This is a genomic window from Alteromonas sp. ABM1_013 (assembly GCF_056160505.1).
In genome coordinates this window covers 63588-82960 of the sequence record NZ_JBSWXH010000004.1, presented here as the reverse complement: position 1 = coordinate 82960, position 19373 = coordinate 63588, and the positions used below count along the sequence as shown (strand labels likewise).

Below are 19373 nucleotides of genomic sequence, written 5' to 3'. Positions count from 1 at the left end.
ATATAGTAATATTACAGTTTGATGTCAACAAAATAATTGTCATTAAACAATTTAGATATCTCGTTCACATGATAAGGATAGACTAAGTACAACTGAGCACCCTCTATTCATTGGTATACATTGTTCGAGAGAAAGGATCATATTTTGATCTGAAGGTTTTCAGATTGAGTTTCCGAGCAGGTTATAGTCGTCGCCGAAAACGCTACAGGGCAGGAGAGCGTTGGAGGCAGCAAAAACTAACAACGTATAAGCGCTCATAATAGCGCTGAATAGAAAGTGAACACCACTGACTTTCAATGATGTTCACTATTGTTTTGAGTAATTAGGATCCGCTGGGATCCCATTAATGAATACTAGTAGTAAGAAAGCTTCTCTGACTTGCCGGAGAAAATTTTATATACCATGGCCGTATAAGCAAGAATGATAGGCACAACAATAACTACACCGACTAGCAAGAAGCGCAGGGAGTTAGCGTCACTGAGCGCATCCATCACCGTCATCTGCCCAGGTATAATAAACGGGTAGTAGCTAATGCCAAATGCGCAAAAGCAAAGTAAAAATACAAGCAAGGCTATAAAGAACGGAAGCCATTCACCTTTACCTTGAGCGTCAGGCAGCTTTTTAAGCAACACGCCACATAAGGCTAAAAGCGCAAAACATGCTACGGGTATTGCGAATAGCACATAGCCCCAGGGCGCTGATAGCCATAAGTCTCGCACATCATCGTGTAAGGTTAAGTTTGCGATACTTACTGCAGTAATTCCCACAGCCAGTACAACCAACCCTCGGCGTGCCCAATAATATGCTTTTTCTTGAAGCTCTCCTTCGCCTTTGAGTATTAACCAGCATGAGCCAATAAATGCATAGGCCGCTGTTACTCCAAATGCCGCAAGTAGAGCAAAGCCTTGAGCCCAAATATCAGTGCGAAGGCCCGTCACGTAAATGCCCAACATGTAACCTTGCGCGAGCGTAGTTAAAAGCGAACCGTATTTAAATACCAAATCCCATTTCCGCTTTTTCACTTGCACAACTTTAGCGCGAAAATCGAACGCCACGCCGCGCAAAATAAGCCCTAACAACATGAAAGTTGCAGGTAAGTACAGAGTTTGCAGAAACTCGCTATGGGCTTCAGGGAAAGCGATAAGCAGCAAGCCTATGGCAAGCACAAGCCAGGTTTCATTGGCATCCCAGTAAGGCCCAATAGAGGCTATCATATCGTCGCGAAAAGCCTCTTTTCTTGGCGGTATTAATACGCCAACACCTAAGTCATAGCCATCTAAAATAGCGTACAGTAATACAGATAAACCAAGTAAGCCGACGTAGATGTTTCCAAGCATTTCTGCTGATACATTTTCAAACATGTTCGCTCTCCTTATACCGTGCTTGGGTCAGGTTCAGAGGGTTGCATCTTAGCCTTCGCTACTTCGCGCTCTTCCGTCGTTATTTCCTCGATTTCCACTGCTTTTCTACACATCAACATAAGCGTTCCCATGTATGCGATTAAGAGCACCGTGTAAATGACGAGGTAAAGCGTGAACGACAGAGCAATATTGGCCGGTGGCAATTGGGTAACAGCATCAGCGGTTCTCAATACGCCACTCACTAAATAAGGCTGTCGACCTATTTCTGTAACGTACCAGCCTGCTAACGTTGCTATCCAGCCGCTAAATGCCATACCTGCAAACGTGCGTTTCAGCCACACAGGAAATTCTTTCTTGCGAATAAGGTAAAGACTACCAAGCCATGAAACAGCCAGCATTAGCATGCCCATACCTACCATGACTCTGAAGCCGAAGAAAACAGGGGCTACAGGTGGGTGCTCTCCCTCAAACTCATTAAGCCCTTTTATCTCTCCTTTGAGCTCATGGGTAAGAATTAAACTTGCACCGTAGGGAATGGGAATTTCAAAGTGGTTCTCTTTGCTTTCTTCATCTGGAATAGCAAAAAGCAATAAAGGTGCACCTTCAGTGGTTTCCCATAAACCCTCCATCGCCGCCACTTTTTGAGGTTGATGCTCAAGGGTATTTAAACCGTGCATGTCACCCGCAAAAATTTGCAAAGGAATTAGCACGGCCGCCGTGTAGGTAGCTGTTTTAAGCGCTAGTTTGGGGGCAAGTTTATCGTCACCTTTTAGCATACGGTATGCTGAAAGACCGGCAATAAGGAAGCTAGCGGTTAATCCAGACGCCAACATCATATGAGCAAAGCGATAGGGGAAAGATGGGTTAAAGATGATTTCTTTCCAATTCGTGGCATAAACCACACCATCAATTACTTCAAAACCTTGTGGCGTTTGCATCCAGCTATTAAGCGCTAATATCCAAAATGCAGACGTTGTGGTGCCAAGAGCGACAATGAGGGTGGACGCTGTATGTAGCCAGTTAGGAACACGGCGTATCCCAAATAGCATGATCCCCAAGAACGTGGCTTCTAAGAAAAAAGCGGTCAGTACCTCGTAACCTAAGAGCGGACCGGCCACGTTACCCACTTTCTCCATGAATCCAGGCCAATTAGTGCCGAACTGAAATGACATGGTGACGCCGCTAACCACGCCTAATGCAAAGCTTAGGGCAAATACACGGACCCAAAAACGATACATGCGCATCCAAACAGGGTGACCTGAGGTGTTAGAGCGCAGCTTAAAATAAAAAAGAAACCAACCCATCGCCATGGTGATGGTTGGAAATAAAATATGGAAACTAATATTTAACGCAAATTGTAAACGAGACAGCAAGAATGCATCCACAGAGAGCCCCCTTAGTTAACGCTGTTTTTCCCCGGAAGTAGCTTGTCTTTAAGCTCAAGCATACGGCCCACGCCAGAACCCAACTTCATCAAGGTGTTTAGCTTTTCAGGTCCAAGATTTTGAAGCTCTTCAGACCATGCAGTAATTGATTCGAGTAAATCATGAATTTCGTTCAGTTTATGTTGGGCGTTTGCCTCCTTTTCATTAGCAGGTGCGTCAAGAAGCAGATCCCGAAGCAGGCTCATTGTTGGGTCTATTTCGCGCTTCCTGCGCTCTTCAAAAACCCGGTTTGCTAATGTCCAGATATCGCCAGCGGGAATAAAGAATTCTTTTCTCTCGCCGGGAACGTGATGTTGTTTTACTAGGCGCCATGATTGAAGCTCTTTTAAACCCATACTGGTATTGCCTCTGGAGATATTGAGCGCATCGGCAACCTCTTGTGCCGAAATGGGCTCTTCGTTTAATACAATAAGCGCAAGAATTTGCCCTACTGTACGATTAAAACCCCAGCGGCTTCCCATTTCGCCGAAGTGCATGACTGCAGATGTAATTAAAGGCGTCATTTTCATTCTTATTTTCCAGAAGTTTCAGAAATTATTGAAAGTTTATTGTGTAGGATCAAAAAAGGCAACAATAAAGTGCTTTGTAAGCTAAATTTTATTGATAATTTAATAAAAGTTAATTAGGAAAGTTTCAACGATATTGCATGCTTTGGTTGCAATAAGTTGTTATCGTGGTTGTGTAATTAAAACCCTCATGAAAGTTCGCTTTCAAAATTTCTCGGCCAAGGCAATGCAGCACGTTACAGATAAAAAGATAAAGACGCTTCAGAACTGCGAAGATGAAGCTATTCACCTAATCGAAAGTGTTCAAAGCTTTGGTTACGTTATAGCGGTAGACCCTGAAACTAAAAAAATTCAGGTGTTCAGTGAAAACATTAATGAGCTATTTAAAGTCAGTATCATTGCGGGTGAAACTCTCATCACTGAGCTCATAGATACCCCTTCCGAAGATGCTCCCACTTTTCAAAGTATTTATCAAAGCGTAAAAGGCGGAGACACGCGCCGAGCGTATCAATGGAAATTTGCCGACAACGCGCTTCATTTAGACAACTGGGAAAAAGAGGGGAGCGGTGTCGCGTTCGATTCAAACGGTTTACTTGTTATTGAATTAGAGCCTACCCCGCAGCTTAGCTATGAAGCTGCCCAACAATGGGTACCGATGGACGTAGATATTCGCACATTGCTTCCTGATGTGGATGGGTGCGAGTCTATCGGTGATGTCGCAGACGCCATTGCGGGCGTATTCAAGCGCTACATAGGGTTTGATTCGGTGATGGTTTATCAGTTCGATAAAACCTATAGCGGAGAAGTAATTGGCGAAGCAAAATTACCAGCTTCACGCTCTTTCAAAGGTTTGAAATTTCCGGCATCTGATATTCCTAGCCAAGCCCGAGCTCTGTACTTAAAAAATCGCGTACGTTGCGTATTTGACGTAGAACAAAACCCTATTGCTTTAAAGCCAACAGTGCAAGAAGCAGAGCGACCGCCACTGGATTTATCCATGTCTATGGTTCGTTCAGTGTCGCCGGTTCATATTACTTATCTTAAAAACATGGGTATACGTTCATCGTTTTCAGTGTCCCTTGTGTTTGAAGGTAAACTTTGGGGGTTACTTGCTTGTCACAATAACGAGCCTAAATATATCGACCAAAAAAAGCGTTTGGTATGCGAATCCCTCGGTCATCTCTATGCGTGGCAGCTACACACTAAAGCCTTGCATGAAAAGAAAGAGCAGTTTCAAATTCGCCAACGTAAGCTAAACACTATTATTCACCAGCTTACTGGCTTTGCTAACCCGCTTGAGGCGATAACCCAAAAAGAAAAAGGCCTTTTGGATGTTGCCAATGCATGTGGTATGGCGGTTATTACCCCTGTAGATAAGTATTTAGTAGGAAAAACGCCCTCTGAACAAACATTAACTCGCCTTCTTGACAAATTCGTCATTCCAAACTCTGAAGAGTCAATTGCTATTAGCAAGTTGGCGGAAGAAGTGTCGGAACAATGTGACCTTAATGGCATTCGCGGCATGTATATTTCCTGTGTATCCGCCAAGCTTGGTTACTACACGGTTTGGTTTAGAGAGCAAAAAGACAAAACTATACGATGGGCGGGCCGCGAGGCCGCAAACAAAGATATTGGTAAGGTACTAACGCCTCGTAATTCCTTTGATATGTACTTACAAAGTGTTGCTGATGAGTCGGTAGAGTGGAGCGAGGATGATCAGCTTATAATAGAAGGTTTTGATCACCTATTTATACCTTACGCGCTAAGCTTAAAAGCGTCGCTCGATAAGCAAATTAGTAAATTAGAAGAGTTAGATAAAGCTAAAGATCAGTTTTTGGCGAGTATTTCCCATGAACTTCGTTCGCCCCTTAATTCTATCGTAGGTTGGACGGACTTAGCACTGATGGATGTGACGAATGTCGATAGAATGTCCGATGCATTAGGCGTTATCAAACGCGCTGCGTCTACACAGGCCGCGTTAATTAACGATATCTTAGATTTATCGCGCATTATCTCCGGCACCATGAAGCTCAGCACGCATTCACTTAATATTGCTTCATCTATTTCTGAGGTGGCTAAATCATTTGAAGCGGGCTTTGCCAGTAAAAATATCCATTTGTCGATCAATTGCGAAGATGAGCATACTCAAATTCTGGGTGATAATTTGCGTATTAAGCAGGTGATAAATAATCTGCTCAGTAACGCTCTTAAATTTACAGCAAAAGGTGGAACCGTACATGTGCGGGGGCGAAGGGAACATTCTAACTACTTGTTTCGTGTAAAAGACAACGGTAAAGGAATGACCCAAGATCAGATAGCCCGGGTTTTTGAACGCTTTTACCAAGGTAAAGACTCTCATAACAAACTTGGCTTGGGGCTGGGTTTATCTATTGTAAAGAGCCTAGTTGAAATGCACGGCGGGGAAATTCGCGCCGAAAGCGATGGACTAAATTCCGGGACTACTTTCTTTGTATCTTTGCCTATTGCTCCTCTTAGTTTGCACGATGACATTATCGAAACCAAGAATAGCGAAATCAGTGATTTAACCGAGTCTTTGCGTTTAAGCGGTTTACGAATCTTGGTAGCAGAAGACGAGCAAGACGCCCGTGACTTTATAAAGCTGTTTTTAGAGTCTAACGGTGCCCGCGTCAACGTAGTTAAAAACGGGCTGCTCGCATGGAAAGAGCTAAACGATATGCCCGAAGCTTTCGATCTATTACTGTCGGATATTGGCATGCCGGAAATGGATGGGTTAGGTCTAGTGTTAAAAATAAGAGCTAGCGAAATCCCCGAGATTGCGAAGCTCAACGCTGTGGCACTTACTGCATACGCCTATACATCAGACCGCGTTAAAGCCCTTAAAGCCGGCTTCAATAATTACGTATCTAAACCCGTTGACGGAGAAGAGTTGCTGACTATTTTGGAAATGTACATGCCAGAAACGTCACTCTAATAGCTGAAAACCGCGCCTGTAGGTCTAGACAGCCTTCAGCGCGCGGATAAGTGCATACTGCGTGGCATTGTATTGACTACAACCTGAATACAGAGTCTTAAATCAGGCTCCGTTGATGCCCAACAGCGAGTTAGGATCTGTTAGGCTTTCAAAATTCATCTACCAGCGGCGAAGCAGCTGTTCATAGACACTTTTATCTAAAAGTGACTCGCGGGCCGATAAGCTTTCTTTAGCTGAGAGTACTGCGCGTGCCTCTTCTAACGATACATATTGCTTACCATCAACATAAAACATGCTGCTTTCAGAGGTAGGCTTACCATCTAGCGAGTAAACTGTGTCTAATAAGTCCGCAGTTGTAGTTATGCTGCTATGTCCAATATAGTCGGCTACGCCATCTCCATTCACATCTTTCGTTAGCCATGCCAATGCAAGAGGCTGATTAAGTTCACCGTTATTCTGTAACGCCGATAGGGCTTGGTTAAATTTCGCAATAATGCTTTCAGCACTGGCAACATTTTTACTGATAGCTATTTGAAACCCCGTTTTGGCTAAAGGCTTTGCTGAAAAGTGCAAAGTTTCTTCGTTATCGTTGGCAAGCAGTATATTTAGTTCTTGTGCGAGAAGCTGAGTGGTAATTAAGTAAGGTGCTCTATCATCGGCAAGTTGGCGAAAGGCATCAAACGTTGTGGGGTTGCGCGACCACTTTATATCTTTAAGTAGTCTGAACGAGGGGGTATTGGCAAAGCGATTTTCTATGGCGACGCGATTGCCTTTTAAGTGAGGGAAAAGTTTTATGTCTTCTACGTTTGCCTTCTTACTTACTGCGTAAAGATAAACAGGTAAGTAAATGTCGGATAGAAAATAATTGCTGCTGTCTTCACCCAAGTTGATATAGGCAAATTCACCGTTTAGCTTCCCAGTTAGTACGGAACTACCTAAAAAAGCTTGTCGCATAACCTGGAGTTGAATATCCAACTCTGCCTTTTCAAACACCTTTTCAAGCAAAGCATTAACTCGAGCAGGCTCACCATCATCGCTTATATAAGTTTCAAAGGAAGCGGCACCTAAAGTCGTGGGGGCGGCTTGTAAAGGCGAAATGTTGACTAAACAAAGGGCAAGGATGATGCCTAACAAGGAAAGGCGTCGAGCAAAAAAAGAGAGCGAAAATGCGCTAAATCTTACCAAAGGTGAACTCCGAACTGCCGTCATGCATTTATTACACTGTAATGTAGTTAGTCACTTAATTCCAATAAACCCGCATTGGTTTAAATTAACAAAATGTAAGCGGCATCAATAGATTGTGCGCAATGCTGACGTCTAGGCAGGCTTTTGTTGAGTAAAGTCATTCGTGACGATAAGCTAGTTTCATTACCAGCTTAACGCCACGAATTTGATTGGGTGCGTAATTGAGGGCGTAATTGAATGCGTGTAAGTACGCGTAATATAAACGCTCAATTTAAACGTTTATTCGCCGAAGCTTCCCGCAGGACCTGGATAAACCACAACGCTTTCAACACCGTCTTTGTTCACGCTGGCAACGCCAAAAAAGTAGTTGTCGATAACCACGTTCTCAAGCATTGCTTCGGTAACGTTACCCACAAATTTACTGTATTCCCATTGCGGTGCATCAGTATGACGCCAATATACTTTGTAACCTCTAAGCTGCGGGTTTTGTTTTGCATCTAGTGCATCCCATTTTAAAAAGGTTGAAGGCTGAACTGCACCGGCAATTTCTACGTTTGCAGGTGGGTTCGGTGCCCACGCCATTGCTGCAAGAGAAACAGCGTTTAAACCGGTAAGCTTAGCGGCGTAGTCAAAGTTAACGCCATCTAAGGTATCACCATAGGCAATACCGTCTACTACGCGAAGGTCTTGGTGCTGGCGGGTGTAGTTTTCGTTAGTTTCCATAATACGAATACCCGGGTAGCCCAAATCATTAAATGGGCGATGGTGGCCACCACGACCAAAGCGGTCTAGGCGATAAATCACCATAGTGTCTAAATTCTCTATGTATTTATCCGCGATTTTATCAATATAGCGGGCAAGGTTCCGGCTTGGTGAGTCAACTTCACCCCCGGTGAAACGGCGCATTCGCGCTTCTTTTTCCGTTTCGGTTACGCGTGTACCTTCGGCAAATAAGCGAGCGGTGGTGTTATTAATCACACCGTTAACCCCTTCGATGTTGCCTATCATGTCATTATTGAGCACGGCTTTAATTCTCCAGCCGTCTTTTTTGGCTTGGTTTGCCATAATACGCCCGCCGAAAAGCCCTTGCTCTTCGCCAGATAGTGCAGCATACACGATACTGCCGTTAAACTTGTACTTTGATAGTACTCGTGCCGCTTCAAGAGTACCGGCAACACCCGAGGCGTTGTCGTTTGCACCCGGTGAGTCAGACGTGAAATCCATGACATCAGATACTCGTGAGTCAATGTCGCCAGACATAATCACATAGCGGTCCGGATCAGTACTACCACGCTGAATCGCAATTACGCTAACCACTTCCACTGGGTCTGGAATACGTTTCTCACCACTAATCACTTCTGATTGGTAGTACACTTCTAAGCAACCACCGCACTCAGCTGAAATTTTATCAAATTCAGATTTAATCCAGCGACGCGCAGCGCCTATACCACGGGTATCAGACTCGGTTTCAGAAAGGGTATGGCGAGTACCAAAGTTCACCAGCGTAGTAATATCTTTTTCAATGTTTTCGGCAGAGACATTTTTAGCAATATCGTAAAGTGCTTGCTGCTGTTCGCTTTGTGCGTGAGCAGCGAAAGAAACGGTGCCGCTCAATAATACAGCAGATGCCAGCAGACTGTTTTTACTTATTTTTGCGCTTAAGTTAGCAAGTACGGATAGGTTTTTTATCATTGTTTTCTCCAGTGTTTATCTTTTCACCATAACCAATACGTGGCTTGTCTACAATTGGAGTAAACCTGTTTAATGGTTGGTCATCGCAAGTTATTGCGATTGAAAAGCGGAGTAAGGCGCTGAGTATAAAAAACGATCTGTAACAAAGAACGAAAAAACCGGCATTCGCCGGCTTTCACAATATGAGGTTTACGCTAGCGCCTAAATAAAGGCAAACGCGTCGCCAAACAGGTTCTCAACTTTTAAGCCGCGCTGTGTAAAGTCGTCGCGCACGACTTTAGCCATTTCAAAACGACCTGCAACATAAACCTGAATATTGGCAAAGTCAGCATGGTCTGCCATTACCGCATGGTGTACCCAGCCCGTTCTGCCTTTCCACTCATCACATGCAAACTCAACAACCGGCACAAAAGTGAAGTGATCGTTAGCTTCAGCGAGTTCAGTTAGCTTGTCAGCTAAATATAAATCAGCCGCGTGTTTTCCACCCCAATATAGGGTAAGGGGTGTTTTGTCACCACTATTAAGATGCTCTTGCAGAATTGAGTAGGTATACGAAAAGCCAGTACCACCAGCAATTAGCACCATAGGCAAGCCATTGCTTTGCAAAAAGGCATTACCATTACCTACGTTTACAGTAATTTCGCCATCTGCACGCATGCGCTCTAGCACTTCACCAGCGTAACTGTTGCCAGGCTCTGCACCAATGTGTAATTCAATGCGGCTATTATCGAAGGCGGCATTAGCAATAGAAAATGGGCGCATATCTTTTTCGCCCATTACCACCATAGCGTACTGACCCGCCTTAAATTCAACAGGGCTTTCTGGCGTTAATTCAACTTTTTGTACCACTTCGGTTAAAGGCGTGATGCTTGCAACCTTGCACTTAATCTCTGACATGTATTTTCTTTAAACCTTCTTGCTTAGCGTGTCGCCTTTTTATGCGCTTTAAGACAAGCGCATGCTTTAATAATCGTTAATAGCGCTACATCGAGTCGCTACATAATACCAAGACTGTCCCAAATATCATCAACGCGTTTTTTAACGTCTTCGTCCATCACAATGGGCACGCCCCATTCACGGTCGGTCTCGCCGGGCATTTTATTTGTGGCGTCCATGCCCATTTTCGAACCTAGCCCTGATACCGGGGACGCAAAGTCCAAGTAATCGATAGGCGTATTTTCTATCATCACCGTGTCGCGGGCTGGGTCCATACGGGTAGTGATAGCCCAGATAACATCATTCCAGTCGCGCGCGTTAACGTCGTCATCGCACACTATCACAAATTTCGTGTACATGAACTGTCTTAGAAAAGACCACACGCCCATCATCACACGCTTAGCGTGGCCTGGGTACTGTTTCTTCATCGTTACCACCGCCATTCGATAAGAGCAGCCTTCCGGTGGCAAATAGAAATCAACAATTTCAGGGAACTGCTTTTGCAAAATTGGTACAAACACTTCGTTTAGCGCAACACCTAAAATGGCTGGTTCATCGGGTGGACGGCCTGTATAGGTTGAATGATAAATAGGATCTTTACGGTGCGTAATATGGGTAACGGTAAACACAGGGAAGTCGTCGACTTCGTTGTAATACCCAGTGTGATCGCCATAAGGGCCTTCAGGCGCAGTTTCATCCTGAGCAATATAGCCTTCAAGTACAATCTCAGCGCTAGCAGGAACTTGCAAATCATTACTGATAGATTTAACCACTTCGGTTTTATCACCGCGCAGTAGGCCTGCAAAAGCATATTCTGAAAGGGTATCTGGTACAGGAGTAACCGCGCCCAAAATAGTGGCGGGATCTGCACCGAGCGCAACAGATACAGGGTAGGGTTCACCCGGATGAGTTTGACACCACTCACGAAAATCTAGCGCACCACCACGGTGTGATAGCCAGCGCATAATGAGTTTGTTTTTGCCAATAACTTGCTGACGGTAAATCCCCAAATTCTGGCGCTTTTTGTGTGGTCCTTTAGTAACACTCAAACCCCAGGTTACCAAGGGTGCAGCGTCACCCGGCCAACAGCGCTGAACCGGAATTTTTGATAAGTCTACATCGTCACCAGTAAGTACCACCTCCTGACAAGGTGCTTTTTTTAGCACTTTAGCGGGCATGTTCAGCACCTGCTTAAACACAGGCAACTTTTCCCAAAGATCTTTAAGCCCCTTGGGCGGTTCTGGTTCTTTTAGGTACGCCAGCAGTTTGCCCACTTCGCGTAGCGCTTCCACAGAGTCTTGCCCCATGCCCATCGCTACGCGTTCTGGCGTACCAAATAAATTTGCCAGTACCGGCATATCGTGGTTTTTAGGGTTTTCAAACAACAGCGCAGGGCCGCCAGCACGCAAAGTCCTATCGGCAATTTCTGTCATTTCAAGGTCGGTATCAATGGGCTGGCTAATGCGCACTAACTCGCCTTTTGCTTCAAGCTGGCGAATAAAGTCGCGTAAATCTTTGTACTTCATCTGTTTGGCGTATCCACACACGTTATTTATGGCAAGAATATACCATTTTAGTGCAAAGTCCGATCAGTAAGCGGTGTGAAACCAACATTAAACGTTCTACAGACAAATTAACCTTTACAGTGGCGCCATTTAAGTGTGATATAGCAATATGTTATGAAATTTAACAATTACGGGCCAATAGCGCACGGCGTGCGTATTCTTACTTAGCCCTTCTATTTTAGTGCTTTGCGATAACACGCCGCAGTAATGCGCGTGCATTAAAACCCTAATAACCCTTTTTTTGCCTAAGGTGGTTACATGAGTTCATTCGATCAGGACATGCTAGACGAGTTAAATTTGCTACTGAAGTTTCCTGCAGACAGTCTACTTCAGGGGCTGAAAATTCATCACGATGCCAGTCAAAGCATGGTGAACGCAGCATCCAGGCTGTACTCGAAAGGCTTAATTACCCAGCCAGACGGTGGTTACCTAACTGATTTAGGTATTGATTTAGCCGACCACGCCCGTCATATCCAATCCGCCATGTGCCCGCGAAAAAGTAGTCATTAGCCTAAACGTTTTTTGCTATATCTTTTAGCAGATAGGCCAAAGTGAAATAGGCTTTGGCCGCTCGCGATTATTTACGTAAAGAAAAGCGTCTCTTGGTTAAGTTAATCTATAATAGGTCGATAACTAAACTAAGTTTGCGTTATCAACATTTATTGCTTAGCTATGAAACGAATTATATCTACCGCTTTATTAATCTGTGCCTCCGTAGCGGGGTTTTCTGCTCATGCGCTTGAAGGTGAGACGATAGAAGAACTGCGTGCAGTTCAGCTTTACAGTCAAGACGCGCTCATCGACATGATTAACGCGAATACTCACCTAGATAAAGTGGTAGAAGACAGATGTCAGCTTGTTCAAGACATCGAAGCTCGCGCCGATGTGCTAAAAATTCCAGCCTACCAATTTTTATGGGGCGATATGCTGGCGTGGGGGGTATGCGTAGATGCTGAACCCGCTCGTGGAATTGGTTATATGGAAGACGCAGCGAATCAAGGTTTGCCAGCGGCACTTGAGCAGCTTGGACGTTACTATGCAAAGGGCACGCTGGTACAGCAGGATAAAGCACGCGCGGTGGTGTACTTACGAGAAGCCGCGGCACTTAAAAACCTAAAAGCGCAGATTCGTTTGGTCGAGTTGTTTTTAGACGGTCACGGCAGCCCTTACGATTATGAAGATGCCTACCACTGGCTTTATAACTCTGTGACCAACGATAAAAAACAGCATCAGCAAATATCGTCTTACCTCGCTCGCTTAGAAAAATTAATGCATCCGAAAGCTGTGCGTGAAGCAAAGCGTCCTTTAGATAGCTAAATGACATTAGTACCTAATTGGTATCAAACGCCTAATTGATTACGAGAGTAGATTTAAACACAACGGGCAGCAGGCAATCCGAGCAACAGGAAAAAGCTAGCAGTTAGCATGAGCTGGCTTCTGCAATAGCGATAGCCTTTGTGCATTTATGGCTTCAGTGCATTTTCACTCAAAAAGGGGCTTAACGCCTTCGCCAGCCTGTGAGTATAGGGCGAACTAACTGAATATTTCCCATATATTGCACAGCAAACACTGCAGCAACATGCACTAGCACACATGTGTAAAGCACATCGGCGATAATGCTGTGTATCCATTCCAGCGTACTATTACCGAACATGGCATCTATTTCTTCCATCATAAAACCGGTAATACCCAAGCCCAGCAGTAGCGTGATAACGGCCATTATCATTAGCCAGCCGAAAGGGTTATGGCCATGATGAGTGGGAACTTTCTTTTGTTTTACGTGTTGTATATGTTCAGCGAAGGCTTGTTGATGCAATGACACGTTAGAAAAGCTTGCGTATTTAGTGGCAACCTTTTTACTAGCTTCGAATTTGGTTGATAAAAAGCCCCAACTAACCCGTATGGATATAAGCGCTACCGCTGTGTAACCAGCTATTTCGTGATAAAGGCGACCTGGCTCCACAATAAAATAGTTGGTCACAAAGGTAGCGACAAGGCCCCAGTGGCACAGGCGCACTACCCAATCCCAAATATAAATATCCGAAGGCGTATCTTTAGGTCTGTACATTACATCACTTTCTTAAGGTAAAACAAAAACGCTGCAATAGTTTGCAGCGTTTTTATCAAGTCTCAAAGCAAACGAGCTATGAGCCGTTTGCTAAAACACACTTAGTGCATTTCTTTCTTAACAATGCTGCCATCAACTGGGTTGAAGTAAATTTCTACTTTATTTTCTTCTTTGTCGAAGCCGTAGATTTCGTAGCAGTTACCACCTGTTACTTTAAACTCGTTAATTTTATAACCTTGCGCTAACAGCTGAGCCTGAAACGCATCTTGGTTTTGCCATTCAGCTTCAGGTGCAGTAGTACACTGCGTAGTGCCATGCTCTGCACTACAAGCACTTAATAGGGTCGCAGCGCCAATAGCCGTAGCCATCATTAATTTTTTCATTGCAGTCTCCATTTCGCTTTTTAGTTAAACGTTAATTCTGTCCTACGTGGAATGAGTGTACTTAGTTTGCTCTATGATTCAAAGGGGCATATTGCAATAGCCATTTATCGCGGCTTAGATTTTTCGAATGGTATATATCTGTCACAAAAGTGCCTTTGACTTGTCACCTATGCTTCATCGAACCTTCGCAAAAGCGTTCTACATTCTTGTGCTTCGATAATTCTAAAAAGTAGGCAATGTCGCCAATCTACCGGTGAACTGCTTATAAAAACACATAAAACACCCACTAAGCACACGAAAGGAATGATTTGATGCGTCCTCTGTACCCTAGATCCGTTTATTCACGCTCTTTACTTGCTACAACGATTGCGTTTGCTCTATCAAGCGCAGCAATTGCACAAGAAGTAGCGCCCGACACAGAAAACGAAACTGACTATATAGAAGAGATTACAGTAACTGCCCAAATGCGTGAGCAGTCCGTAATGGATGTGCCTGTTACTATGGATGTAATCGGAAGTGAGTTCTTAGAGCGCACCAACATTATGGAGCTTGACGAGCTTTCTCGAATATTGCCAAACGTTCAAATTCAGGAACAAGCCGTAAGCCTACCATCTTTTAATATTCGCGGTGTCACCGATGATGTTTCGTCAGTGGCGGCAACGCCTCGTATATCGGTATACCAAGATGGCTTTGATATCAGTAAAAAAACCGTAGCCAGTGTGGCGCTTTACGATATTGCCCGCGTAGAGGTTTTAAAAGGCCCGCAGCCGACCCTATTTGGTGTGGCTGCAGCCAACGGCGCGGTAAGCATTCACTCTAATCTTCCTACCTTGGAACAGGAAGGTAAAGTGCAGGTTGGCTATAACTCAGAGCAAGGTCAAGAAGTTGAGTTTATGTACAACCAGCCTATTAACGACAACCACAGTTTCCGAATTGCCGGACTTTACCGAGAAATGGACGGCATTGTAGAAAACAATGCCTGTAGCGCTGATTCATACTACGGTAATGCCAACATGTATAATCATTTAGGTGAAGAAGTACCGTGCAATAGCGAAGATCTTCAGGGGGTGTCGGTGCAAGCACTTCGCGCAACTTGGCTTGCAAGCTATGAGAAGCTAGAAATTATTGCTCGTGCGGCCATGGAGTATAATGACCAGCCGGGCATTGCTTTCAAGTCAGGTTCTATTGCACCAAATGATGGAGATACTAGCCCTTTTACCGATGCTGAGTTCAGCTTGGGCAGTGAGTTAGGTATTGAGCGTACGCTTCAAGCCTACGACTTAACTGTAAACTACGATTTCAACCAAATGCTTAGCCTACACGCCGATGCCTACTATAAAGATGTAGAAGTAAGCGAAGGTTTTGATGCAGACGGTTCTGCACTGCGTATTCAAGATGCTTATTTCGATAACGATGCCACACTTCAAGGTGCGTCAATGCGTTTGGTGTATGACTCAGGTGACAAGCTTGCAGCGTTTGTTGGCGCGTCTATTACTCAAGATGAATCGATTTTGCCTTACTATGTGATGGTAGACCCATTTATACGTGGTACCTTCGATGCGGTAAAAGCACAGCTTGAGTCCACCTCGAACATTCCACTTAACCAAAATATCGCTACCGACGCATCGTTAGAAGACATTGAAACGCTACGTGCTATGTTGGTGTCGCAGCTATTTAATGCAGATGGTTCGCCTATTTCTAACCCTGCGCTGCCGTCTATATTGACACAAGGGCCGTTTATCTTTGAAGCTGAGTTAGACATTGCATCTTATGTTGCTGAAGTGTCGTATTTTGTTACCGACAATATTAACGTAACGGCTGGTGTACGCTACATTGATGAAACCCGTTATACCCGCAATACCTTTACCACTGCAGATGGTGCATTTACTTTTGATGCCGAGCGCGACTTTGACGATACTCTGCCACGCTTCGCGGTAAGCTATGACGTGAACAACAACTGGAACTTGTATGCGAACTACGCCAAAGGTCGTCGTTCACCGGTTGTGGATGCAAACGCGGGTGGCGTTAACGTGACAAAAGCTGAAATTGTAGATAGCTACGATTTGGGTGTTAAGTATCAAAGCGCCAACTTCCTGTTCTCGGGCGCCATTTTTACCTACGAATACAGCGACTATCAGCAAAGCTTTACCGATGCGGAAACCTTGCAGTCTATTACTGTAACGGTAGGCGATTCGACCATGTCGGGCATTGAAGGCATGGCGACCTATAACTACAGCGAAACACTCACGTTAACAGCAAGCCTAGGTTTCCTTGACGCTGAATTTGCTGACAGTACTGCTGATGGTTCTGAGTTCCAGTACGGCGGTAACAAATTCCGCCTTGCGCCAGAGGTCAGCGGTGCCATCAACATCAACAAAGTATTCAACATGAATAACTTCGACATTGATGTTAACTGGCTCACCAGCTTCCAGTCTGAAGTGTTCTTTGAAAGCAGTAATTACCCAGGTCTTTCTCAAGATACTTATTCGCTTACCGATGTTTCGGTGAAGCTGCTTCAAGACAATAGCAAGTTTGCCTACGAGTTTTACGTAAACAACCTGTTTGATAAAGAGTTCTTGATTGATGCAGGTAACACCGGCGGTGGTTTAGGCATTCCTACCTTCGTTCGCGGTATGCCACGCATTGCTGGTGTGCGCGTTTATTACGAGTTCTAAAAAATAAAGAATGAGAGATTACCTATTCCCGTCAACATGCCCTTGCTTTGATGGGAATAGGACGTAATTTAAATTATATGGCTTATAAGAAGGACTATTAGAGACTCTGATTTTAGTTGGTGCAATTTAACTATAATGTCATGCAAACTGTCTTTGTTGATGAAAAGCAAAAGAAGACATTTAATGCTAGTGCAGTTACAATAAAGATTCTCAAAGAACCTCGGAGAATCTTTATGCCTTTAAAAGCTACCTCAGTAAGATTAGATGACGAAACACTTGCACGTGTAGGCGAAATGGCTAAAGCGATGGACAGGCCTAGGGCGTGGCTGATGGCCGAAGCTATCAAGCAGTATGTTGCTCGCGAAGAATGGTTTATCCGAGAGGTGGAAAAAGGAGTGAAGTCCGCTGATGAGGGACGCTTGACCGACCATACTGACGTTAAAGCTAAGTGGGAGGCTAAGCGTGCAGCTCAAATGGACTGATCTTGCAGATACCGATTTAGAGAAAATTGAAGTTCATATTGCTAAAGAAAATAGCCCCTCTGTTGCTATCGACGTTGTCATGAACATTATTAATAGTTCGCACCTAATCTTATCAGAATACCCTAGAGCGGGTCGCCTAGGTCGATTGAAAAATACGCGGGAGCTTGTGATAAATAGCCTGCCTTTTATCGTAATATATCGAGAAAACATCATTACAAATTGCATCGAAATACTACGTGTTCTTCATGATGCTCAGCAATGGCCCAACGCAGATTAAAAACACACTATTTGTGGAAAGCACTAAGCTCGTTGTGAGACTTGTAAGGTAGCGTCTGTGGTTTCTTCTTGTATAAATAACGTGTATAGACTCAAGCCTATACACGCTTATAAAATAGTAGAAAGCTATGCCTTAATCTCAAAGCTATGCGTGTTAACCACTTTTCCTGCCTTGGTTAAAATTGCATCCACATAGTGCCAAGTGGCTTTTGCGCTGTCTTCGCTGACGGTCAATGTCATAAAGCCGCGCTGGTGAAGATTGCAGTACTGTAAGTCTTCAATAAGAAGGGGAAGATCGTCGGCAAGGGTTTCTGCCATTTCATCATCCATACTTAAATAATGTTCCATGCCGGGTGATGTCACCCCTGGGGTGGCAAGTTCAACACCCACTTCTGTGCCATCTTTCAGGGTTAACTTATTATGCCATGCATTATGAGTATCACCTGCAAGGGCAATAACGGGTTTGCCGATGGATTTTAGCTGCATCAGAACCTGTTCACGTTCAACAGGGTATCCATCCCATGCGTCTAAGTTGTAGGGCATTACCGTATTGATAAGCGCAAGTTCTTGTTCGCTAAGTGCGCCACCTTGCTTTTGTTTGCGTTTGATATTCGCGAGCCTATGTACATGAGCAGGTATTTCTTTACGTTCAACGCCATTAAAAATAGATACAGGGAATAGCATGCGACCTATCAATAGCTGCTGGCCTAATACCTGCCATTTAGCCTGGCTTTGCTGCATAGAAGAGTGCAGCCAGTTGCGTTGGGTTTCACCGAGTAAACCGCGGTTCGGGTCACCGATGTCTTTCATAAAGCGTGCTTGGTCAAACGCTTTTGTTTCAGCATCACGGTAGTTGCCGTACTCAAGCTGCTTGTCGCGGGCGAGAACGCGGGTGTCGAGCATGTATAAATCAAGAAGCTTACCAAAGGTAAACTGGCGATAAATCTCTAAACGCTCAGTACCAAACGGCGGGCGTATAGGTAACCACTCATAATAAGCTTGAACGGCCGCAGCACGACGTTCATAAAAGTCGCCTTCATCGGCTTGATGATTTTCCGCCCCGTCTTTATAGGTGTCGTTAGTGATTTCATGGTCATCCCACACAACAATAAATGGCTTGTTTTGATGCAACGACAGCAAGCCTTCATCCGTGCGGTATAGCGCATAGCGATTGCGATAGTCGGTTAGCGTATAAAGCTCGGTATCGTTATCAGGCGCATAGGTTCGGCCAATCTCTTTTGCATGCTCTGTCGCATAACCTTTGCCATCGTACTCATAAATGTAGTCGCCAAGGTGCAATACATAGTCGATGTTGTCGTTTTTCGCTGCTTCCATATAAGGCGTGAAAAAGCCAGCAGGGTAGTTGGAGCAAGAAAATATGCCGAACGTGACATCAGACACATCAGCTTCAGGCAGTGTACGGGTTTCACCCACAGGGCTTGTATTATCAGCGCTTTTAAACCGGTAAAAATAACGGTTAGCAGGACTAAGACCTGCCACGTCTACCTTTACGGTAAAGTCATGCGTTGCTTTCGCTTCAACAATACCGCTACTTACCACGTTGGCAAAATCAGCATCGCTTGCCATTTCCCATAAAATATCGGCTTTCGCTAAACCCGAACCTGGATTTGGCACGGCGCGCGTCCAGATAATAACGGCGTCTTTTAACGGGTCGCCACTAGCCACACCATGGGTAAAGGTAGCGTTAGTTTGCGGTTGGCTATTTGCTGAATTGCTCACTGTGCAGCCCGCTAGCCCTGTAGACACTGCCACGCTCGCACCTGCGAATGACGACAGCTTTATAAACGTTCTTCTATCCATATGCCTGCTCTTTATAGGTTTGTAA

The 19373-nt window shown here is 44.6% G+C and carries 16 protein-coding genes; 6 read left to right on the top strand and 10 right to left on the bottom strand.

The annotated features are described in order from the left end of the window. Positions 1-353: 353 nt before the first annotated feature. Genes ACXAGK_RS12270 through ACXAGK_RS12260 form a run of 3 tightly spaced genes read right to left on the bottom strand, consistent with a single transcriptional unit; the run spans position 354 to position 3315 of the window. Positions 354-1361 carry a cytochrome d ubiquinol oxidase subunit II gene (locus ACXAGK_RS12270; protein ID WP_474856454.1) on the bottom strand — a complete coding sequence of 336 codons (1008 nt, stop codon included), beginning with the start codon at positions 1359-1361 and terminating at the stop codon, positions 354-356. Positions 1362-1372: 11 nt separating this feature from the next. After that, positions 1373-2746, bottom strand: coding sequence for a cytochrome ubiquinol oxidase subunit I (locus tag ACXAGK_RS12265; RefSeq protein ID WP_474856453.1), 1374 nt, complete (start codon positions 2744-2746; stop codon positions 1373-1375). 11 nt (positions 2747-2757) lie between these two features. Next, positions 2758-3315: a GbsR/MarR family transcriptional regulator gene (locus tag ACXAGK_RS12260; protein WP_136783374.1), complete on the bottom strand. Its 558-nt coding sequence runs from the start codon at positions 3313-3315 to the stop codon at positions 2758-2760. Between the two features lie 223 nt (positions 3316-3538). Here ACXAGK_RS12260 and ACXAGK_RS12255 point away from each other — a divergent pair, with 223 nt between their 5' ends. Next, positions 3539-6265 (top strand): ATP-binding protein, encoded by a 2727-nt coding sequence (locus ACXAGK_RS12255; RefSeq protein WP_474856452.1) that lies wholly within the window; start codon positions 3539-3541, stop codon positions 6263-6265. Between the two features lie 159 nt (positions 6266-6424). On the opposite strand, the gene ACXAGK_RS12250 is transcribed toward ACXAGK_RS12255, so the two are convergent. The 4 genes from ACXAGK_RS12250 to ubiD form a co-directional block, all read right to left on the bottom strand. Beyond that, positions 6425-7450 (bottom strand): substrate-binding periplasmic protein, encoded by a 1026-nt coding sequence (locus ACXAGK_RS12250; protein ID WP_474856451.1) that lies wholly within the window; start codon positions 7448-7450, stop codon positions 6425-6427. Between the two features lie 279 nt (positions 7451-7729). Continuing rightward, positions 7730-9142, bottom strand: coding sequence for a M28 family metallopeptidase (locus tag ACXAGK_RS12245; protein WP_474856450.1), 1413 nt, complete (start codon positions 9140-9142; stop codon positions 7730-7732). Between the two features lie 201 nt (positions 9143-9343). Further along, positions 9344-10039, bottom strand: a complete 696-nt coding sequence (gene fre / locus ACXAGK_RS12240) for an NAD(P)H-flavin reductase (RefSeq protein ID WP_039226708.1) — start codon at positions 10037-10039, stop codon at positions 9344-9346. 98 nt (positions 10040-10137) lie between these two features. Continuing rightward, the gene (gene ubiD / locus ACXAGK_RS12235; protein ID WP_179984729.1) at positions 10138-11604 is read right to left on the bottom strand and encodes a 4-hydroxy-3-polyprenylbenzoate decarboxylase; all 1467 of its coding nucleotides are present in this window, start codon (positions 11602-11604) and stop codon (positions 10138-10140) included. Between the two features lie 297 nt (positions 11605-11901). Between ubiD and ACXAGK_RS12230 the strand changes: the two genes are divergently transcribed. Both ACXAGK_RS12230 and ACXAGK_RS12225 read left to right on the top strand, forming a co-directional pair. Next, positions 11902-12153, top strand: a complete 252-nt coding sequence (locus ACXAGK_RS12230) for a TIGR02647 family protein (protein ID WP_118491853.1) — start codon at positions 11902-11904, stop codon at positions 12151-12153. 162 nt (positions 12154-12315) lie between these two features. Continuing rightward, positions 12316-12960 carry a tetratricopeptide repeat protein gene (locus ACXAGK_RS12225; RefSeq protein ID WP_474804399.1) on the top strand — a complete coding sequence of 215 codons (645 nt, stop codon included), beginning with the start codon at positions 12316-12318 and terminating at the stop codon, positions 12958-12960. A 181-nt stretch (positions 12961-13141) separates the two neighbouring features. On the opposite strand, the gene ACXAGK_RS12220 is transcribed toward ACXAGK_RS12225, so the two are convergent. Beyond that, positions 13142-13711 (bottom strand): cytochrome b/b6 domain-containing protein, encoded by a 570-nt coding sequence (locus tag ACXAGK_RS12220; protein ID WP_474856449.1) that lies wholly within the window; start codon positions 13709-13711, stop codon positions 13142-13144. 101 nt (positions 13712-13812) lie between these two features. Then, the gene (locus tag ACXAGK_RS12215; RefSeq protein ID WP_014950922.1) at positions 13813-14094 is read right to left on the bottom strand and encodes a PepSY domain-containing protein; all 282 of its coding nucleotides are present in this window, start codon (positions 14092-14094) and stop codon (positions 13813-13815) included. Positions 14095-14405: 311 nt separating this feature from the next. Here ACXAGK_RS12215 and ACXAGK_RS12210 point away from each other — a divergent pair, with 311 nt between their 5' ends. The 3 genes from ACXAGK_RS12210 (at position 14406) to ACXAGK_RS12200 (ending at position 17528) form a co-directional block, all read left to right on the top strand. Further along, the gene (locus tag ACXAGK_RS12210; protein WP_474856448.1) at positions 14406-16769 is read left to right on the top strand and encodes a TonB-dependent receptor; all 2364 of its coding nucleotides are present in this window, start codon (positions 14406-14408) and stop codon (positions 16767-16769) included. 233 nt (positions 16770-17002) lie between these two features. After that, positions 17003-17251 (top strand): CopG family ribbon-helix-helix protein, encoded by a 249-nt coding sequence (locus tag ACXAGK_RS12205; RefSeq protein WP_044583914.1) that lies wholly within the window; start codon positions 17003-17005, stop codon positions 17249-17251. Continuing rightward, positions 17232-17528: a type II toxin-antitoxin system RelE/ParE family toxin gene (locus ACXAGK_RS12200; protein ID WP_474856447.1), complete on the top strand. Its 297-nt coding sequence runs from the start codon at positions 17232-17234 to the stop codon at positions 17526-17528. The genes ACXAGK_RS12205 and ACXAGK_RS12200 overlap by 20 nt, the downstream gene beginning before the upstream one ends. Before the next feature lie 125 nt (positions 17529-17653). Here ACXAGK_RS12200 and ACXAGK_RS12195 read toward each other — a convergent pair whose 3' ends face one another. Next, a complete protein-coding gene (locus tag ACXAGK_RS12195; RefSeq protein WP_474856446.1) occupies positions 17654-19348 on the bottom strand; it encodes an alkaline phosphatase D family protein in 1695 nt (564 codons plus the stop codon). Positions 19349-19373 lie beyond the last annotated feature (25 nt).

What these genes read in the sequence shown, in the direction of transcription:
- ACXAGK_RS12215 (WP_014950922.1), bottom strand. Translation starts at nt 14,094, where the DNA reads ATGAAAAAATTAATGATGGCTACGGCTATTGGCGCTGCGACCCTATTA.
- ACXAGK_RS12230 (WP_118491853.1), top strand. Translation starts at nt 11,902, where the DNA reads ATGAGTTCATTCGATCAGGACATGCTAGACGAGTTAAATTTGCTACTG.
- ACXAGK_RS12270 (WP_474856454.1), bottom strand. Translation starts at nt 1,361, where the DNA reads ATGTTTGAAAATGTATCAGCAGAAATGCTTGGAAACATCTACGTCGGC.
- ACXAGK_RS12195 (WP_474856446.1), bottom strand. Translation starts at nt 19,348, where the DNA reads ATGGATAGAAGAACGTTTATAAAGCTGTCGTCATTCGCAGGTGCGAGC.
- ACXAGK_RS12255 (WP_474856452.1), top strand. Translation starts at nt 3,539, where the DNA reads ATGCAGCACGTTACAGATAAAAAGATAAAGACGCTTCAGAACTGCGAA.
- ACXAGK_RS12205 (WP_044583914.1), top strand. Translation starts at nt 17,003, where the DNA reads ATGCCTTTAAAAGCTACCTCAGTAAGATTAGATGACGAAACACTTGCA.
- fre (WP_039226708.1), bottom strand. Translation starts at nt 10,039, where the DNA reads ATGTCAGAGATTAAGTGCAAGGTTGCAAGCATCACGCCTTTAACCGAA.
- ACXAGK_RS12225 (WP_474804399.1), top strand. Translation starts at nt 12,316, where the DNA reads ATGAAACGAATTATATCTACCGCTTTATTAATCTGTGCCTCCGTAGCG.
- ACXAGK_RS12220 (WP_474856449.1), bottom strand. Translation starts at nt 13,711, where the DNA reads ATGTACAGACCTAAAGATACGCCTTCGGATATTTATATTTGGGATTGG.
- ACXAGK_RS12210 (WP_474856448.1), top strand. Translation starts at nt 14,406, where the DNA reads ATGCGTCCTCTGTACCCTAGATCCGTTTATTCACGCTCTTTACTTGCT.
- ACXAGK_RS12245 (WP_474856450.1), bottom strand. Translation starts at nt 9,142, where the DNA reads ATGATAAAAAACCTATCCGTACTTGCTAACTTAAGCGCAAAAATAAGT.
- ubiD (WP_179984729.1), bottom strand. Translation starts at nt 11,604, where the DNA reads ATGAAGTACAAAGATTTACGCGACTTTATTCGCCAGCTTGAAGCAAAA.
- ACXAGK_RS12260 (WP_136783374.1), bottom strand. Translation starts at nt 3,315, where the DNA reads ATGAAAATGACGCCTTTAATTACATCTGCAGTCATGCACTTCGGCGAA.